17 protein-coding genes are annotated in these 14,332 nt (G+C 66.9%); 11 read left to right on the forward strand and 6 right to left on the reverse strand.

Features of this window, described 5'->3' with window-relative positions; all coding sequences use genetic code 11:
• Positions 1-113 precede the first annotated feature (113 nt).
• Positions 114-1,715, forward strand: a complete 1,602-nt coding sequence (locus tag LZ585_RS14275; RefSeq protein ID WP_234854191.1) for an alpha-glucosidase family protein — start codon at positions 114-116, stop codon at positions 1,713-1,715.
• Here LZ585_RS14275 and LZ585_RS14280 read toward each other — a convergent pair whose 3' ends face one another.
• Both LZ585_RS14280 and LZ585_RS14285 read right to left on the reverse strand, forming a co-directional pair.
• On the reverse strand, positions 1,716-1,898 hold the full coding sequence (locus LZ585_RS14280; RefSeq protein ID WP_234854192.1) for a hypothetical protein: 183 nt from the start codon (positions 1,896-1,898) through the stop codon (positions 1,716-1,718).
• 63 nt (positions 1,899-1,961) lie between these two features.
• Positions 1,962-2,861, reverse strand: coding sequence for a LysR family transcriptional regulator (locus LZ585_RS14285; RefSeq protein WP_234854193.1), 900 nt, complete (start codon positions 2,859-2,861; stop codon positions 1,962-1,964).
• Between the two features lie 122 nt (positions 2,862-2,983).
• Between LZ585_RS14285 and LZ585_RS14290 the strand changes: the two genes are divergently transcribed.
• Genes LZ585_RS14290 through LZ585_RS14300 form a run of 3 tightly spaced genes read left to right on the forward strand, consistent with a single transcriptional unit; the run spans position 2,984 to position 5,290 of the window.
• Complete coding sequence (locus tag LZ585_RS14290; RefSeq protein ID WP_234854194.1) at positions 2,984-3,925, forward strand: ring-cleaving dioxygenase; 942 nt, start codon at positions 2,984-2,986, stop codon at positions 3,923-3,925.
• Between the two features lie 49 nt (positions 3,926-3,974).
• Complete coding sequence (locus LZ585_RS14295; RefSeq protein WP_234854196.1) at positions 3,975-4,535, forward strand: NADPH-dependent FMN reductase; 561 nt, start codon at positions 3,975-3,977, stop codon at positions 4,533-4,535.
• Complete coding sequence (locus tag LZ585_RS14300; protein ID WP_234854197.1) at positions 4,532-5,290, forward strand: VOC family protein; 759 nt, start codon at positions 4,532-4,534, stop codon at positions 5,288-5,290. Before LZ585_RS14295 ends, LZ585_RS14300 begins: the two co-directional genes overlap by 4 nt.
• A gap of 34 nt (positions 5,291-5,324) precedes the next feature.
• Here the strand turns inward: LZ585_RS14300 and LZ585_RS14305 are convergent, their stop codons facing one another.
• Both LZ585_RS14305 and LZ585_RS14310 read right to left on the reverse strand, forming a co-directional pair.
• The gene (locus tag LZ585_RS14305; protein ID WP_234854198.1) at positions 5,325-5,621 is read right to left on the reverse strand and encodes a GNAT family N-acetyltransferase; all 297 of its coding nucleotides are present in this window, start codon (positions 5,619-5,621) and stop codon (positions 5,325-5,327) included.
• Entirely contained in the window at positions 5,614-7,128 is a 1,515-nt protein-coding gene (locus tag LZ585_RS14310; RefSeq protein ID WP_234854199.1) for a VOC family protein, read from the reverse strand. Before LZ585_RS14310 ends, LZ585_RS14305 begins: the two co-directional genes overlap by 8 nt.
• Before the next feature lie 160 nt (positions 7,129-7,288).
• Here LZ585_RS14310 and LZ585_RS14315 point away from each other — a divergent pair, with 160 nt between their 5' ends.
• The 5 genes from LZ585_RS14315 (at position 7,289) to LZ585_RS14335 (ending at position 10,538) form a co-directional block, all read left to right on the forward strand.
• The gene (locus tag LZ585_RS14315) at positions 7,289-8,230 is read left to right on the forward strand and encodes a pirin family protein (protein ID WP_234854200.1); all 942 of its coding nucleotides are present in this window, start codon (positions 7,289-7,291) and stop codon (positions 8,228-8,230) included.
• A 4-nt stretch (positions 8,231-8,234) separates the two neighbouring features.
• Positions 8,235-8,780 (forward strand): DUF924 family protein, encoded by a 546-nt coding sequence (locus LZ585_RS14320; RefSeq protein WP_234854201.1) that lies wholly within the window; start codon positions 8,235-8,237, stop codon positions 8,778-8,780.
• Positions 8,781-8,819: 39 nt separating this feature from the next.
• Complete coding sequence (locus LZ585_RS14325) at positions 8,820-9,443, forward strand: GntR family transcriptional regulator (protein ID WP_234854202.1); 624 nt, start codon at positions 8,820-8,822, stop codon at positions 9,441-9,443.
• A 158-nt stretch (positions 9,444-9,601) separates the two neighbouring features.
• Positions 9,602-10,096 (forward strand): biotin transporter BioY, encoded by a 495-nt coding sequence (locus tag LZ585_RS14330; protein WP_234854204.1) that lies wholly within the window; start codon positions 9,602-9,604, stop codon positions 10,094-10,096.
• A gap of 28 nt (positions 10,097-10,124) precedes the next feature.
• Positions 10,125-10,538, forward strand: coding sequence for a DUF1284 domain-containing protein (locus LZ585_RS14335; protein ID WP_234854205.1), 414 nt, complete (start codon positions 10,125-10,127; stop codon positions 10,536-10,538).
• On the opposite strand, the gene LZ585_RS14340 is transcribed toward LZ585_RS14335, so the two are convergent.
• Both LZ585_RS14340 and LZ585_RS14345 read right to left on the reverse strand, forming a co-directional pair.
• The gene (locus LZ585_RS14340; protein ID WP_234854206.1) at positions 10,514-12,136 is read right to left on the reverse strand and encodes an acyl-CoA synthetase; all 1,623 of its coding nucleotides are present in this window, start codon (positions 12,134-12,136) and stop codon (positions 10,514-10,516) included. The genes LZ585_RS14335 and LZ585_RS14340 overlap by 25 nt on opposite strands.
• Before the next feature lie 21 nt (positions 12,137-12,157).
• A complete protein-coding gene (locus tag LZ585_RS14345; RefSeq protein WP_234854207.1) occupies positions 12,158-12,478 on the reverse strand; it encodes an antibiotic biosynthesis monooxygenase family protein in 321 nt (106 codons plus the stop codon).
• A gap of 138 nt (positions 12,479-12,616) precedes the next feature.
• Between LZ585_RS14345 and LZ585_RS14350 the strand changes: the two genes are divergently transcribed.
• Together LZ585_RS14350 and LZ585_RS14355 are read left to right on the forward strand one after the other, a co-directional pair.
• Positions 12,617-13,432, forward strand: a complete 816-nt coding sequence (locus LZ585_RS14350; protein ID WP_234854209.1) for an MBL fold metallo-hydrolase — start codon at positions 12,617-12,619, stop codon at positions 13,430-13,432.
• A 54-nt stretch (positions 13,433-13,486) separates the two neighbouring features.
• Entirely contained in the window at positions 13,487-14,176 is a 690-nt protein-coding gene (locus LZ585_RS14355; protein ID WP_234854211.1) for a fumarylacetoacetate hydrolase family protein, read from the forward strand.
• Positions 14,177-14,332: the final 156 nt, after the last annotated feature.

Raw genomic sequence — 14,332 nt, forward strand, 5'->3', positions numbered from 1 at the left:
GCACCCACCTTAACCCGCCCGCGCATCAGGGCAATCCGTCACTTAACGCCGAAACGGCCTTTCCGGTGCCATGCCGGTCGTGTTCAATCCCCCGAACGAAACAGGAGCGGCGAATGACGGAATGGTGGCGCGACGCGGTGATCTATCAGATCTATCCCCGAAGCTTTCAGGACAGCAACGGCGACGGCATCGGCGACCTGCCCGGCATCACGCGGCGGCTGGACCATGTCGCATCGCTGGGCGTGGACGCGATCTGGCTGTCGCCGATCTTCACCTCGCCCATGAAGGACATGGGTTATGATGTCAGCGATTATTGCGACATCGACCCGCTGTTCGGGACGCTTGCCGATTTCGATGCGCTTGTTGCCCGCGCGCACGATCTGGGGCTGAAGGTCATCATCGACCAGGTGATCAGCCATTCCAGCGACAAGCATCCCTGGTTCGCCGAAAGCCGCCAAAGCCGGGACAACGACCGCGCCGACTGGTATGTCTGGGCGGATCCCAATCCCGACGGCACCCCGCCCAACAACTGGCCATCCGTCTTCGGCGGCCCCGCCTGGGAATGGGAGCCGCGGCGGCGCCAGTATTACCTGCACAACTTCCTGATCGAACAGCCCGACCTGAACCTGTGGAACCGCGACGTGCAGGACGCGCTTCTGGGCACGATGCGCTTCTGGCTGGACCGGGGCGTGGACGGGTTCCGGCTGGATACCGTCAACTTCTATTTCCACGATGCCCGGCTGCGGAACAATCCGCCCAGTCCCGACCACGCTGCGCCGGATACCTATAACTACCAGCACCATGTCTATTCCAAGAACCGGCCGGAAAACATCGCCTTCCTGAAGCGGATGCGCAAGCTGACCGACGACTACGACGCCCGCATGATGGTGGGCGAGGTGGGCGAAAGCGGCGACACCTCGATCCGCATCATGGCCGAATACACGGCAGGGGATGACCGCCTGCATATGTGCTACAGCTTCGAGATGCTGAGCCACGAGTTCACGGCCCGCCATTTCCGCCACACGATCAAAGGCGTCCACCAGGGCGCGCCCGACGCCCATGCCTGCTGGTCCTTTTCCAACCATGACGTGTTCCGCCACGTGACACGCTGGCTGCCCCATGCGGAATCGCCCGAAGCCATGGCCCGGCAGGCGGCGGCGATGCTGCTGTCCTTCCCCGGCACCATCTGCCTTTATCAGGGCGAGGAACTGGGCCAGACCGAAACCGACCTTTCCTATGACGAACTGACCGACCCCCCTGCCCTGCGCTTCTGGCCCGAGATCAAGGGCCGCGACGGCTGCCGCACCCCCATGGTCTGGGACGACAGCCCCCATGCGGGCTTTTCGACAACCAAGCCCTGGCTGCCGGTCAAGGAACCCCAGGCAGCCCGCGCCGTGACCGGACAGCAGGACGGCAACGACAGCGTGCTGTCAGCCTATCGCGCCACCATCGCCTTCCGTAAATCGCAGATGCCGCTGCGGGTGGGGGATACCGCATTCCTGGACCTGCCCGAACCGATCCTGGCCTTTCATCGCGGCACCGGGGACCAGGTGCTGACCTGCGTCTTCAACCTGTCCCCCAACCCGGCCACGCTGACCCTGTCGGACAAGGCGGACCTGACCGGACCATCGCAAGCCGCCCTGTCGGGCAGGGTGCTGAGCCTGCCGCCGAACGGATTCGCCTGGCTGGACGGTCCGGTCAGCCTGCTGGCCTGATCAGTCGGGGTTGCGCCGCAGGAACAGTTCATAGGCCAGATAAAGACCGGCAGCCCCCGACAACAGCGCCCAGAAGGGGCTGCCGGTATAGATTTCGACCCCCGCCCAGGCCAGCGGCACCACCACGCACAACACCCGCACCCACAGGTGGCGGAAAAACGGTGCATTCGGATCAACCAGCATCTTGTACGGCTCCTGCTTTTGCCTTGGTTCAAATATCCCGGGGGTCCGGGGGCTGGCCCCCGGCTATCCCAATCCCGCCAGCCAAGGCGGAGCATCGGCAAGGGCAGCCGCCACATGGTCTATAAAGGCGCGCGTTTTCCTGGGCATCGGCCGGACCTGTGGCCAGACCACGCTGATGGGCAGGGGTTCCTGTGCCAGGCCGGGCAGCAGCCGCACCAGCCGCCCGTCGCGCAGTGCGTCATGGACGATGAACATCGGCAACAGCGCCAGTCCCAACCCGCCAATCGCCAAGTCGCGCATCGCCTCGCCGTTGTTGGCGGTGATCCGGCCCAGGGGAGGGGGCGGCACGTCCCCAAAGGGCCAGATGTCGCCCAGCCGCGCGTTGAGATAGCCGATGGCGCGGTGGCGCGACAGATCGGCAGGGGTTTCGACCGCGCCGTGCAGGGCCAGGTAATCCGGGCTTGCCACCAGCGCGCGGGGATCGGCGCAGACCCGGCGGGCCATCAGGCTGCTGTCCTTCATCACGCCGATGCGCAGGCCCACATCGAACCCGGCCCGGCCCAGGTCGGCCAACTGGTCGTCGTAATCCAGCACGATTTCCAGCCCCGGATGGGCACGGGCAAAACCGGCGATCACCGGACCAAGATGGCGGATGCCGAAGCTCATCGGGGCGGCGATGGCCAGGCGACCGCGCAGGTCGGTTTGCGCGCCCACGCTTTCGGTCGCCGCGACCAGTTCGGCCAAGGCCGGGCGCAGCCGGTCGGCCAGGGCCAGGGCGGCGTCCGTGGGCGCGATGCGGCCCGCATGTCGGGTGAACAAGGCCACGCCCAGGGCCGCCTCGAAATCGCTGATCCGCTTGCTGACGACGGATTTCGACAGATCCGCCCGCGCCGCAGCGCCCGAAATGCTGCCCGCGTCCAGCACGGCCAGAAACGTCCGAATGTCGCTGATCGACCAATCCATGCGTGCAACATACCCCGCGCCCGGCCGTTCGCAAGAACCGAACGCCGCATTGCCTGTCAGGCGGCTGTCCCGAACGGCCTGTCTGCGCCATATTGGGATGGAGCAAGGAAGGGAACCGCATCATGCAACTGACCGGCATCCACCACCTGACCGCGATCACCGCCGACGCGGCAGGCAACAACCGTTTCTATACCGAAACCCTGGGCTTGCGCCGGGTCAAGAAGACGGTGAACCAGGACGATACCTCGGCCTATCACCTGTTCTTCGCCGATGGGGCGGGCACGCCCGGCACCGACATCACATTCTTCGACTGGCCGGCGGCCCGGGAACGGCGCGGCACGCATTCGATCAGCCGCACAGGGTTGCGCGTGGCGGAAGACAGCCTGGACTGGTGGGCCGCCCGCCTGTCCGACAAGGGCGTGACGATCGGCAAGGTCACGATGCTGGATGGCCGCGCCAGCCTGGATATCGAGGATCCCGAAGGCCAGCGGCTGCGCCTTGTGGGCGCGCCCGACCCGGCGGGGCAGCCCTGGGATCATAGCCCCGTCCCGACGCAGCACCAGATCCATGGGCTTGGCCCGATCACCATATCCGTCCCCGACCTGGCCCCGACCGAAGCGTTGCTGACCCAGGTCATGAACATGATTCGCCTGCGCGATTATCCCAGTCCCGACGGGCAGGGGACGGTCCATGTGTTCGCGATGGGCGCGGGCGGGGCTGCGGCGGAACTGCACGTCGCGGTGCAGCCGGGCCTGCCGCCTGCGCAACAGGGGGCGGGCGGGGTCCACCACGTCGCCTTCCGCGTGCCCGACACGGCGGCGCTGACCGACTGGGCGAACCGCGTCCGCACCTTCCGCCTGCCCAGTTCCGGCGAGGTCGAGCGTTTCTATTTCCGCTCGCTCTATTTCCGCGAGCCGGGCGGCAACCTGTTCGAACTGGCGACCGACGGGCCGGGCTTCGACGTGGACGAGCCGCGCGAAACCATGGGTCAGGGCCTGTCCCTGCCGCCCTTCCTGGAAGGCAGGCGCGCCGCCATCGAGGCAGGGTTGAAACCGCTGGACTAAGCAAAGTCCCGGGGGCACCCTGTTCCCGGGTTTCACCGAAAGGACGCGCATGACCACCATCCTCGGCCTGTCGGGCAGCCTGCGCCGCGCCTCGTTGAACGGGGGGCTGCTGCGTGCGGCCCGCGACAGCGCGCCGGGCGGCGTTCGGGTGATCATCGGCGATATCACCCGGGTGCCGCTTTACAATGGCGACGAGGAAGCCGCCCATGGCACGCCCCCTGCAGTCGCGGCGTTGAACGAACAACTGGCGCAGGCGGACGGGCTGCTGCTGGCGACGCCCGAATACAACAACGGCATTCCGGGCGTGTTCAAGAACGTCATCGACTGGATGTCGCGGGGCGAGGGGCTGGCGCTGTTCGCAGGCAAGCCCGTTGCGGTGATGGGCGCATCGCCGGGCGGGTTCGGGACCACCCAGGCGCAAACGCATTGGTGGCCCGTGCTGCGGACCTTGAAGACCCGGCCTTGGTGGGACGGCCGCCTGATGGTGTCGCGCGCGGGCGGGCTGTTCGACGCCGATGGCAACCTGACCGACGACAAGACCCGGGCGCTTGTCGCGGATTTCGTGGCGGGATTTGCCGCCAGCCTGTCCCGGGGAAAGGATCGGCCATGACCCCCGCCATTGACCATATTGCCCTGACCGTGCGCGACCTGCCCGCCATGACGGCGTTCTATCGCGACGCGCTTGGCCTGACCTCGCTGGGCGGCGACGGCGAAACCGCGCGGCTTGGCGCGGGTGGCCGCACCTTGCTGGAATTGCGCGGCGACCACACTGCCCGGCCCCGCGATCCGCGCCAGGCCGGATTGTTCCACACCGCCTTCCTGCTGCCCGAACGCGCCGATCTGGCCCGCTGGCTGCGCCATGCGGCGGAAATACACGTTCCCTTGACCGGGGCCAGCGACCACGGCGTCAGCGAGGCGCTCTATCTCGACGATCCCGAGGGCAACGGCATCGAGATTTATTGGGACCGTCCGCCGTCTGACTGGATCCGCGATGGCGACCGGATCGAAATGTTCACGCACAGGCTGGATCTGGACGACCTGCTGTCGGCCCCGGAGGCCCTCTGGCAAGGCCTGCCCCAGGGCAGCGCCATCGGCCATGTCCATCTGCAGGTCGGTGATCTTGACCGGGCGGACGCTTTCTTTTCGGGCGACCTTGGCCTGACCCGCACCTTCGATGCCCATGGCGGCGCCTGGTACGGCTGGAACGGTTACCATCACCACCTTGCCGGGAATACCTGGAACAGCCGGGACGCTGGGATGCGCGATGCGGGAATGGCGGGCCTGGCCGAGGTGGCCGTTCACGATCCCGCCCGCGCGGGACAGCAGATTGCCGATCCCTGGGGAACCCCGTTCCGCTTCGTCTGACGGCCTTCACGGCAGGGTGTGGTAACGCATTACCTTACGCAAAAGCATCCGCCCATTCGGGATGCCGGGCAAAGCGCGCCGCGACATAGGAACATCGCGGCACGATCCGAAACCCCGACTTGCGCGCATCGGCGACCATGGCATCCACCAAGGCCGCCGCCGCGCCGGTGCCGCGCAGCGCCTCGGGCGCGCCGGTGTGGTCGGCGCTGACCCGGTCCGGGCCGTGCCGGGTGAAGGTCAGTTCAGCCTCGGCGTCGATCCCCGCGATCCGGGCAACATAGCGGCCGTGGCGGGCGTCGGTGTCTTCCCTGGTGATCGTCACCTCAGCCATGATCTGCCCCTGTCATCCAGTCTGCCGCCGCCGCCAGGTCATCGGCGTTCAGGTCATGTCCCGCCTGCACGACGCGGGCATCCAGGTCGGCCCCCTGCCGGGACAGCCAGTCGTTCAGGCGCGGCGCATGGGGACCATAGGGGTCGCGCGCCCCGGTCAGCGTCAGCACCGACAGGCCGGTCAGGTCGGCTTGCGGCAGATCCTCCAGGACCGCCATGGGGCGCATCAGGATCGCACGGCGGATCAGCCCCGGCTGCAACCCCATCACGGCGGCGGCGAAGTTCGCGCCATTGCTGTATCCCATCACCGTGATCCGCGCCGGATCCAGGTCATAGGCGGCAAGTGCGCCGGTCCAGAAACCGGCGAAAACCTCGGCCTCGGCGCGGATGTCGTCCTGATCGAAGCTGGTCATGGAAATGCGGCGAAAGAACCGCGCCACGCCTTCCTCGGTCGAACGGCCCCGCACGCCCAGCAACGTGGCATGGGGCGCGATGCGGTGGGCCAGGGGCATCAGGTCGGCCTCGGTCCCGCCGGTGCCGTGCAGCAGCACCATGGCCGAGCCGTCCTGCTGATCGGTCTGGCGCAGCCGATGCACAAAGGGAAGCTGTCTCATCCTTGTCCTTTCCTCGCCCGGGCGGGCGAATTGCGGCAAGCGCAGGTGCAGATCGACGGTATCCGGGACATGGGGCGGGATCATCAGGGTCCGGCCCAGGCCGCCCGGTTCGTCCACCGCCATGCCGGGACCGTCGGTCGCCAGTTCGATCAAGGTATCGCCCGGTTCGCGAACGTAAAGCGAGGTGAAATACTTGCGGTCATGCACCGTCACATCGCCCATGTCCCGCAAGGCACTCCGGTGGTCCCCCAATGCCGCAAGATCGGGCACCCGCAGCGCCACATGGTCGATCACGCCCGTTCCCGGGATGCCCGGCACAAAGCCGGATGCGTCGCGGATGTCGATGGCGTCGGTGTCGGACAGCAGCCGGGTCAACCCGCCTTCGGCCCCGCCCTGGCGATAGCCGAAGGGCCGCAGGAACGCGGCGGTCTGTTCGGGCACCCCGGACCAGATCGTGAGGGACCGGATGCGGGCGGGGGCGGCGGGCCAGCCGGTATCGGCGGTGTCCGTGCCCGTCAGCTTGACGATGATGCCATCGGGATCCTTCAGCCGCAGCACAGGCTCGTCCCATTCGCGGACCGGGCCTTCGACACGCAAGCCGCGCTGCATGGCGCGGGTCAGCCAGTCGCCGATCCGGGCGCGAGGGATGGCCAGGGCGATTTCTGTCACCCGGCCGTGGCCCACACGTCCCGCCGCGCCGTCCTGCCAGACCAGAAAGCTGACCAGGCTGCCGGGGCTGCCGGCGGGGTCGCCATAGAACAGGTGCAACTGGTCCGCATCCTCGAACCCGGCGGTCTGCTTGACCAGGGACAGGCCCAGAAAGCCCATCCAGAAATCGACATTGGCCTGAACGTCGCGGGTGATCGCCGTGACGTGATGGATTCCGCTGGTCATCGCACACCTCTGGTTCAAACAGTTGCCCCCAAGATGCGGTTCCTGACCCTTGTCCGCCATCCGTCCCATGGTGGACACGGCGTTCGGCCAGGGCGAACGATTTTTACCTTCGGGTTCTGCCGCATCGGACCTATCCTGATCGCAGCAACAGGAGGCCCCGATGAGTTGGAACCCCGCCCTGACGCCCGGCTGCCCCGACGAGGTCGGCCCGGACGCCATCGAGACGCTGATCATCCCCCGCGCCCGCGACATCGGCGGGTTCGAGGTGCGCCGCGCCCTGCCCGCCCCCAAGCGGCAGATGGTGGGGCCGTTCATCTTCTTCGACCAGATGGGACCGGCGGAATTCCTGACCGGGCGCGGCGTCGATGTGCGTCCCCATCCCCATATCGGCCTGGGCACCGTCACCTATCTGTATCGCGGCGACTTTCATCACCGCGACAGCATCGGCACCGATCAGGTCATCACGCCGGGCGCGCTGAACTGGATGGTTGCGGGGCGCGGCGTCACGCATTCCGAACGCACATCCGCCGCCGGGCGCGAAGGGCCGCACAGCCTGTTTGGCATCCAGACCTGGATCGCCCTGCCCGAGACGCACGAGGACATGGCGCCCGTTTTTGAACATCATGGGCGCGACGCCCTGCCGGTAATCCGCGATCAGGGCATCGAGGCGCGGCTGATCCTGGGCCGGGCCTATGGTGAAACGGCCCCTGCGACGCTGTATTCCGACACCTTCTATCTGAACGTGGTGCTTGGTCCACGCGCCCGCTTTCCCCTGCCCGTCGATCACGAGGATCGCGGCATCTATGTCACCCAGGGCAGCATCCGCATCGCGGGCCAGGACTTCGAGGCCGGGCAGATGATGGTGTTCCGCCCAGGCGACGCGATCACCGTGCAGGCGGGCGACCGGGGCGCGCGCCTGATGGTCCTTGGCGGGGAAACGCTGGACGGGCCGCGCCATATCTGGTGGAACTTCGTGGCATCGTCGCGCGAACGCATAGACGAGGCGAAACGCCAATGGCGGGCGGAACGTTGGGGCCAGGGTCTGTTCGACCTGCCGCTCACCGACCGGGCCGAACATATCCCCTTGCCGGAAAGGAACTGAACCCATGACGATAAAGACCGCGCAAGACGTGCTGGACTTCTGGTTTTCCGAAGACGTGGCGCCGAACTGGTTCGTCAAGTCCGATGACATCGACGCCGCGATCCGGGACCGGTTCGCCGACACCTATCAGGCCGCGCATCGCCGGGAACTGGACGGCTGGGCCGAAACGCCCCAAGGCGCGCTTGCCCTGGTGATCGTGCTGGACCAGTTCCCCCGCAACATCTTCCGCGGCAGCGGGCGGGCCTTCGCCTCAAACGACATCGCCCTGGACCACGCCCGCAAGGCCTTGGATGCGGGCTTTGACCAACAGGTGGATGCAAGGGCACGGCAGTTCTTCTATCTGCCCTTCATGCACAGCGAGGATCTGCCCGACCAGACCCGGTCGGTCGAACTTTACGAGGCCTTGGGCAATGCAAACAGCCTGGATTACGCCATCCAGCACCGCGACATCGTCGAACGCTTCGGCCGCTTTCCGCATCGCAATGCTGCCCTGGATCGCCCGAACACCCCAGACGAGGATGAATTCCTGAAAACCCACAAGGGTTTCTGACCGCTGGACGGCAAGCGGTGACCGGATTATCTATAATCCATGACACAGGAACCCCTTGCCCACCGCATCAGTCAGGAACTGGCTGACCGCATCATATCCGGCCAGATCGCGCCGGGGGAACGCCTGCGCCAGGATCACATCGCCGCCGAGTTCGGCGCCAGCCATGTCCCCGTGCGAGAGGCGTTCCGTCACCTGGAAAGCCGGGGCCTTGCCGTCAGCGAGCCCCGGCGCGGCTTTCGCGTCGCGGGCTTTTCCCCCGCCGAGGCGCGCGAAGTGGCCGAGATGCGCGCGGCCCTTGAGGTTCTGGCCCTGCGCCATGCCGCGCCCCGCCTGACCCCCGCGATCCTGGATCAGGCCGAGGAGGCTACGCGGGCGGGCGATCACGCGGGCGATATCCAGGCCTGGGAAGAGGCCAATCGCCAGTTTCACCGGCTGATCCTGGATCCCTGCGGGATGCCGCGCCTGCTGAAATCCATCGCCGATCTGCACAGTGCAAGCGCGCGGTTCCTGTTTTCCGGATGGCGCGCTGAATGGGAAGCGCCGACCGATCGCGACCACCGCGCCATCCTGCACGCCCTGCGGTCGGGCGACTTGGACCGCGCCTGCGCCGTGCTGGGGCGGCATCTGCAATTCAGCGGCCAGCGGCCCTGGACACGACGTTGAATGGCCCCCTCTTGATGAAATAGATAATTCATGGATTATCTGATCACGACGACTCCATAATTATCTATAAAATAGACAGCGGGACGATCATGTCAGCTTTGAACTCTTTCAGCCCCGTGGATCTTCACACCCGGTCCCTGCTTATCCGCCTGCTTGCCATGGCTATTGGCACGGTCCTGCTGGCCATCTCGTCGCGCATCGAGGTGCCGATGGTGCCGGTGCCGGTCACCATGCAGACCTTTACCGTGGCGATGATCGGCGCGCTGTATGGCTGGCGGCTGGGAACAGCCACTGTTTTGACTTGGCTGGGGCAGGCAGCCCTGGGTCTGCCGGTGCTGGCGGGCGGCGCGGGGAGCCTTGCCCACTTCGCGGGACCGACCGGCGGCTATCTTGTGGCCTTCGCGGTGATGGCCGCGCAGATCGGCTGGCTGGCGGAACGCGGCTGGAACGGCGACCGGGCCGCGCTGGCCTTCCTGTCGATGCTGGCGGGCAACCTGATCTGCCTGGCCTTGGGCGCGGCCTGGCTGTCACGCGGCATCGGCTGGGACGCGGCGATCACCCATGGCGTCCTGCCCTTCCTGATCGGCGCGGTGCTGAAATCCGCCGTGGGCGCGCTTGCGCTGCGCCAATTGGGCCGTGCGCGCCGCGCATGACGGTCCGCCTTCGCGCGCATCACCTGCTGTGCCTGCTGACCTGGGCGGGCAAGGGTTACAGCCCCGCCTTCACGGCGGGGTTCACCACCATGCCACCCGCATCGCGGCGGGCGAGGCGGTGGTGCTGGTGGACGGCCCCGACGATGTCTGCGCGCCGATGCTGGACGATCCTGGCTGCCATTGCCGGGGCGGCAGCGTGGCGCGGCGCGATGCGCAGGCTGCCCGCGATGTCGCCGCGCTTCTGGGCTGCCCGCAGTCGGCCGGGCAGCGGCTGGTGCTGGACCCCGCCACGCTGGACCGAATGCGCCGAGCCTTCGCGGGCGGCGCGATCCGCACCGCCTGCAAGGGCTGCGAATGGTCCGGCCTGTGCCGCGACATCGCGGATGACGGCTTTGCGGGGGCGGTCCTGCCCGCCCCTCAGCCAGACAGGCTGCGGGCCTGATCGCGCAGCACGAACTTCTGGATCTTGCCGGTCGAGGTCTTGGGCAGCGGCCCGAACACCACCGACTTCGGCGCCTTGTAATGGGCCATGTGGTCGCGGCAGAAGGCGATGATATCGGCTTCCGACGCCTGCTTGCCGGGGCGCAGGTCCACGAAGGCGCAGGGGGTTTCGCCCCATTTGGCATCGGGGCGCGCGACCACCGCGGCCTCGTTCACCGCCGGGTGGCGATACAGCACGTCCTCGATTTCCACCGAAGAGATGTTTTCTCCGCCCGAGATGATGATGTCCTTGCTGCGGTCCTTGATCTCGACATAGCCGTCGGGATGCATCACTCCCAGATCGCCGGTGGCGAACCAGCCGCCGCGAAAGGCCTTGGCGGTCGCCTCGGGGTTCTTCAGGTATCCGCGCATCACGTTGTTGCCGCGCATGAAGATCTCGCCCAGCGTCTGGCCGTCATGGGGGACGGGGGCCAGTGTCTCGGGATCGGCCACCATCAGCCCGCCAAGCGCCGCGTTGCGCACGCCCTGTCGCGCCTTCAGCCGCGCCCGCCGATCCGGCGGAAGGTCGTTCCATTCCGGCTTCCAGACGCAGACGACCGAGGGGCCATACACCTCGGTCAGGCCATAGACGTGCGTGACCTCGACGCCCATGTCCTCCATCGCCTGGATCACGGCGGCGGGGGGCGAGGCACCGGCGGTCATCACCTTCACCGGGTGGTCGAAGCGCTTCAGATGCGCGTTCTGCGCCAGCATATTCAAAACGATGGGTGCGCCGCAGAAATGCGTGACGCCCTCGCCCGCGATCAGGTCGAAGATCGGCTCGGCCCGGACGGCGCGCAGGCAGATCGAGGTTCCGGCATTGGCGGCCATGGCCCAGGGAAAGCACCAGCCGTTGCAGTGAAACATCGGCAGCGTCCACAGATAAACCGAATGCGCGGGCATCCCCCAGTCCTGCAGCTGAGAGATCGCGTTCAGCGCGGCCCCCCGGTGATGATAAACCACGCCCTTGGGGTTGCCGGTCGTCCCCGAGGTATAGTTCAGCGCGATCGCATCCCATTCATCGGCAGGCGGCTGCCAGTCGAAGCTGGGATCGCCCTCGACCAGTAGGGCTTCGTAGTCCAGGGCACCGACCGGGTCGCCATGGATAGTCGTGGGGTCCAGGATGTCCACGACCAGCTTGATGTCACAGCCCTGCAAGGCCTCGCGCGCAAGGGGGGCGAATTCGCTGTCCACCAGCAGGGCCTTGGCCTCTCCATGCTGCAGGATGAAGCGGACGGTTTCCGCGTCCAGCCGCGTGTTGATCGCGTTCAGCACCGCGCCCAGCATGGGGACGCCGAAATGGGCCTCGTAAAGTTCGGGGATGTTGGGGGCGATCACCGCCACCGTATCACCGCGCCCGATCCCGCGCGCCGACAGCGCAGAGGCTAGGCGGCGGCAGCGGTCATGGGTCTGGCCCCAGGTCCGCCGGATCGGGCCATGGACCAAGGCCAGCCGGTCGGGATGAATGGCGGCGGTGCGAGCCAGGAAATCCAGAGGCGTCAGTTGCGCGAAATTGGCCGCGCAGGCGTCGAGGCCTTGGTCAAAGATGGTGTTGGTCATGTCCCCTCCCCTTTTATGCGGTCAGCCAGCTCGGCCGATATGCTGGATCGCGGTGAAGCCTTCGAAGCGGGGACCGCCTTCATACAGCTTCTTCGTCTCGCCCGCCCGCGCATGGGCGTCGCGGAACTGCTGGCTGCGGGTCCAGCCGATGAAATGATCCTCGGACTCCCAGACCGTGTGCGAGGCATAAAGCCGCCGCCCGTTCTCCTCGGGGCCTTTCAGCATATGGAACTCGACAAAGCCCGGCAGGCTGTCCAGCTTGCTGTCGCGCGACAGCCACAGCGCCTCAAATTCTTCGGCATTCTCGACAGGGACGGTAAAGCGGTTCATGGCGATGAACATGGGGACACTCCTTTTTGCCGGCGATCCTGCCGATCTTGCCGTCATGGATAAGCCCCGACCCGGCGCCTGTCACGCGCTTGTGACGGGGCACGCGGACGTTCCGGGTTACGCTTTTCGCGATCTTTCCGGGGGACGACCATGCGCCTTGCCCTTGCCGCCGCCGTGATCGCCGTTCTGCCGCTGGCCGCGCAGGGTCAGGAACGCAGGCCCAGCCATTGCATCGCGATTGCCAACGGACCCGAGCGTGTCCAGCAGGCCGCCTGGTCCGATCCGGTGCCGGATCGGTCGGTCAGGCTGTCATACCTGGGACACGCGATGTTCCTGATCCAGACGCCGGGGGGCTTGGATATCGTCACCGACTTCAACGGCAACCTGCATCCCGGCGCGCCGGTCCCGGACGTGGTGACGATGAACCGCGCCCATTCCAGCCACTGGACTGACCGGGTGGACGGGATTGAACACGTGCTGCGCGGCTGGTCGGACCAGTTCGGGGTGGCGGCTGACCATTACCTGACGCTGGACGACGCGCTGATCCGCAATGTCCCGACCGACATCCGGTCCTTTGGCACGGTCGAGGAAGGCGGCAATTCCATCTTCGTCTTCGAGGCGGGCGGGCTGTGCATCGCGCATCTGGGCCACCTGCATCACGAACCCACGGACGAGGATTACGCCCGCCTTGGCCGCGTCGATGTCCTGCTGGTCCCGGTGGACGGCAGCTATACGATGGAGCAGGCGGCGATGATGCGCGTCGTCAGCCGCCTGAACAGTTCCGTGGTGATCCCGATGCACTGGTTCGGCCCTGCGCGGCTGGAAACCTTCCTGACCGGCATGTCAGGCCAGTTCGCCATCCAGCGGCCAGGGGGCAGCGAATACCTGACCTCCCTGCGCGGGCTGCCGGACAGGCCGACGGTGATGGTTCTGGAACCGGCATCCTTGGGGCGAAGCTGGCCTTGACGGGGACGGGGCGCGGCAACACTCTGCCCGCCGAACCAGCGAAGGCCTGCGCCAATGTCCGATTTCATCATCCCGCCCACAGCCATTCCGTCCCTGCCCGTGGCAGGCGACAGCCGCCGCTTTCCGGTGCGCCGGATCTATTGCGTGGGCCGTAACTATGCCGACCACGCGCGCGAGATGGGCCATGACCCGGATCGCGAACCCCCGTTCTTCTTTTCCAAGCCAGCCGACACGCTGCTGTCAGGGGACGCCGACCTGCCCTATCCGCCCCAGACGGGCGACCTTCATTTCGAGGCGGAACTGGTCGTGGCACTTGGTGCGGGCGGGGTGGACATTGCACCTGACGACGCGCAGGGGCTGATCTGGGGCTATGCCGCCGGCAACGACTTCACCCGGCGCGATTTGCAGGCGGCGGCGAAGAAGGCCGGGCGGCCCTGGGATCTGGCCAAGGGCTTCGATCTGTCGGCAGCCTGCGGGCTGCTGCATCCCGCCAGGCAGACAGGCGCGCTGAACGGCGGGCGGATCGCGCTGACGGTCGATGGCGCCATCCGGCAGGAGTCGGATTTGTCGCAGATGATCTGGCCCGTCGCCGATGTCATCGCCCATCTGTCGCAGTCGGTGCGGCTGGAGCCGGGCGATTTGATCTTCACCGGCACCCCGGCAGGGGTGGGGGCGGTCACGCGCGGGCAGGTTGTCACGGTCGAGATCGAAGGGCTGACGCCGCTGGTGACGCGGATCGTCTGACGGGCAGGCGAAAGGTGCGTGCAAGCACGCACCCTACGGTGCATTCCCTGCGCCGATCGCCGCCCGTAGGGTGCGTGTTCACACGCACCATCCTTCGTCAAACCGGCCCGAGCGGCAGGCACGGGCACGGGACCAGGCAAGGCATTCGGATCTGGC

It is taken from the genome of Paracoccus everestensis, from assembly GCF_021491915.1.
GTDB classification, from domain to species: domain Bacteria; phylum Pseudomonadota; class Alphaproteobacteria; order Rhodobacterales; family Rhodobacteraceae; genus Paracoccus; species Paracoccus everestensis.

Bases quoted from the DNA above. Each gene is read 5' to 3' on its own strand.
- LZ585_RS14340 (WP_234854206.1), bottom strand. From the start codon at position 12,136: ATGACCAACACCATCTTTGACCAAGGCCTCGACGCCTGCGCGGCCAAT.
- LZ585_RS14350 (WP_234854209.1), top strand. From the start codon at position 12,617: ATGCGCCTTGCCCTTGCCGCCGCCGTGATCGCCGTTCTGCCGCTGGCC.
- LZ585_RS14345 (WP_234854207.1), bottom strand. From the start codon at position 12,478: ATGTTCATCGCCATGAACCGCTTTACCGTCCCTGTCGAGAATGCCGAA.
- LZ585_RS14330 (WP_234854204.1), top strand. From the start codon at position 9,602: ATGGCTATTGGCACGGTCCTGCTGGCCATCTCGTCGCGCATCGAGGTG.
- LZ585_RS14320 (WP_234854201.1), top strand. From the start codon at position 8,235: ATGACGATAAAGACCGCGCAAGACGTGCTGGACTTCTGGTTTTCCGAA.
- LZ585_RS14300 (WP_234854197.1), top strand. From the start codon at position 4,532: ATGACCCCCGCCATTGACCATATTGCCCTGACCGTGCGCGACCTGCCC.
- LZ585_RS14325 (WP_234854202.1), top strand. From the start codon at position 8,820: ATGACACAGGAACCCCTTGCCCACCGCATCAGTCAGGAACTGGCTGAC.
- LZ585_RS14315 (WP_234854200.1), top strand. From the start codon at position 7,289: ATGAGTTGGAACCCCGCCCTGACGCCCGGCTGCCCCGACGAGGTCGGC.
- LZ585_RS14295 (WP_234854196.1), top strand. From the start codon at position 3,975: ATGACCACCATCCTCGGCCTGTCGGGCAGCCTGCGCCGCGCCTCGTTG.
- LZ585_RS14275 (WP_234854191.1), top strand. From the start codon at position 114: ATGACGGAATGGTGGCGCGACGCGGTGATCTATCAGATCTATCCCCGA.
- LZ585_RS14355 (WP_234854211.1), top strand. From the start codon at position 13,487: ATGTCCGATTTCATCATCCCGCCCACAGCCATTCCGTCCCTGCCCGTG.
- LZ585_RS14290 (WP_234854194.1), top strand. From the start codon at position 2,984: ATGCAACTGACCGGCATCCACCACCTGACCGCGATCACCGCCGACGCG.
- LZ585_RS14305 (WP_234854198.1), bottom strand. From the start codon at position 5,621: ATGGCTGAGGTGACGATCACCAGGGAAGACACCGACGCCCGCCACGGC.
- LZ585_RS14280 (WP_234854192.1), bottom strand. From the start codon at position 1,898: ATGCTGGTTGATCCGAATGCACCGTTTTTCCGCCACCTGTGGGTGCGG.
- LZ585_RS14285 (WP_234854193.1), bottom strand. From the start codon at position 2,861: ATGGATTGGTCGATCAGCGACATTCGGACGTTTCTGGCCGTGCTGGAC.
- LZ585_RS14310 (WP_234854199.1), bottom strand. From the start codon at position 7,128: ATGACCAGCGGAATCCATCACGTCACGGCGATCACCCGCGACGTTCAG.